The sequence below is a fragment of the Rathayibacter sp. AY2B3 genome (assembly GCF_002931755.1).
In the GTDB taxonomy this organism is placed as follows: Bacteria; Actinomycetota; Actinomycetes; order Actinomycetales; family Microbacteriaceae; genus Rathayibacter.
Genome location: NZ_PSUG01000091.1, coordinates 1 through 1901 on the forward strand (window position 1 = coordinate 1; position 1901 = coordinate 1901).

Sequence of the window (1901 nt, forward strand, 5' to 3'; positions counted from 1 at the left end):
CGCGGACGTGCGGCTGATGAAGGAGCTGGGGCTCGGCTCCTACCGCTTCTCGGTCAGCTGGGCGCGCGTCAAGCCGGGCGACCGCGCGGTGAACCCCGAGGGCCTCGACTTCTACTCCCGTCTGGTCGACGAGCTGCTCGGCGCCGGCGTGCTGCCGTGGCTCACGCTCTACCACTGGGACCTCCCGCAGGCCGTCGAGGAGACCGGCGGCTGGGCGAACCGCGACACCGCCGAGCGCTTCCGGGACTACGCCGAGGCCGTCTACGAGAGCCTCGGCGACCGGGTGCAGCACTGGACGACGTTCAACGAGCCGTTCTGCTCGACCCTGCTCTCCTACGGCGCGGGCGTGCACGCCCCCGGCGTGATCTCGCAGCAGAAGGCTCTCGCCGCCGTGCACCACACGCACCTCGCCCACGGGCTGGCCGTCTCGACGCTCCGGCAGCTCGGCGCGCAGAACCTGGGCATCACGCTCAACCTCTCGAACGCCGTCCCCGACGACCCCGAGGACGAGGCCGACCTCGACGCGGCACGCCGCTTCGACGCCCTCCAGAACCGGATCTTCCTCGACCCGCTGCTGCTCGGCGAGTACCCCGAGGACCTGCTCGAGGACGTCGCCGGGCTCGGCCTCGACGAGCTGATCGTCGACGGCGACCTCGACCTCATCTCGCTCCCGCTCGACTTCCTCGGCGTGAACCACTACCACGACGACAACGTCTCGGCCCACCCGCTGCCGGCCGGGGCGGACGACTTCGCCCAGGCGACCGACCGCGAGGTCGGCTCCCCCTGGGTCGGCTCCGAGTTCATCACCTTCCCGTCGCGCGGGCTGCCGCGCACCGCGATGGACTGGGAGGTGAACCCCGACGGGCTGCGCTACCTGCTGACCCGCCTGGGCCTCGAGTACGAGAACCTCCCTCCGCTGTACGTGACGGAGAACGGCGCCGCCTACGACGACGTCGTCGAGGGCGGCCGCGTGCACGACGCGGACCGCACGCAGTACGTGCTCGACCACGTCGAGAAGGTCGCCGATGCGATCGACCAGGGCGCGGACGTCCGCGGGTACTTCGTCTGGTCCCTCCTGGACAACTACGAGTGGGCGTGGGGCTACGAGAAGCGCTTCGGCGTCGTCCGGGTGGACTACGGCACGCAGGAGCGGATCGTGAAGGACTCGGGCCTGGTGTACTCCCGACTGCTCGGCGGCAGCGCCGCCGCGGCCCTGGACTGATCCGTGACCGAGGCGACGGGAGTCCGCGGCGGGGGCCGGTCCCCCACGCTCGAGATGGTCGCGGCACGGGCGGGAGTCTCGCGCGCGACCGTCTCGCGGGTGGTCAACGGCGCCCCTCAGGTGGCGGCCGAGATCGTGGCCGCGGTCGAGAAGGCCATCAGCGAGCTCGACTACGTGCCCAACCACGCGGCGCGGATGCTCGCCTCGCGGCGCACGCAGTCGATCGCCCTGATCGTGCCGGAGTCGACCGCCCGCGTGTTCGCGGATCCGTTCTTCGCCTCGATCGTGCAGGGCGCCGCGATGCGCCTCGCCGACACCGACTACACGCTCTCGATGCTGATCGCGTCCGAGACCGACGGCGAGAAGACGCGGCGGTACCTGCTCGGCGGCAACGTGGACGGTGCACTCGTGGTCTCGCACCACTCCGGCGACCACTCCTACGCGGCTCTCTCGGGCACGCTGCCGATCGTCTTCGGCGGCCGGCCGCTCTCGCCGGACGAGCGCGGCTCCTACTTCGTGGACGTGGACAACACCGAGGGAGCGGCCGTCGCCACCGCGCACCTCATCGAGCGCGGACGACGCCGGATCGCGACCATCGCCGGCCCCGCCGACATGCCGCCCGGCGTCGACCGCCTGATCGGCTGGCGCGGCGCCCTGAGCGACGCGGGCCTCGCCGACG

The 1901-nt window shown here is 72.0% G+C and carries 2 protein-coding genes; both read left to right on the forward strand.

All coding sequences use genetic code 11. The features are described from left to right. On the forward strand, nt 1–1222 hold a 1222-nt coding region (locus C5C24_RS17375; protein WP_104305563.1), incomplete at its 5' end, for a glycoside hydrolase family 1 protein. Nucleotides 1223–1276: 54 nt separating this feature from the next. Further along, nucleotides 1277–1901, forward strand: a 625-nt coding sequence (locus tag C5C24_RS17380; protein WP_146082667.1) for a LacI family DNA-binding transcriptional regulator, incomplete at its 3' end; no start/stop codon positions are given.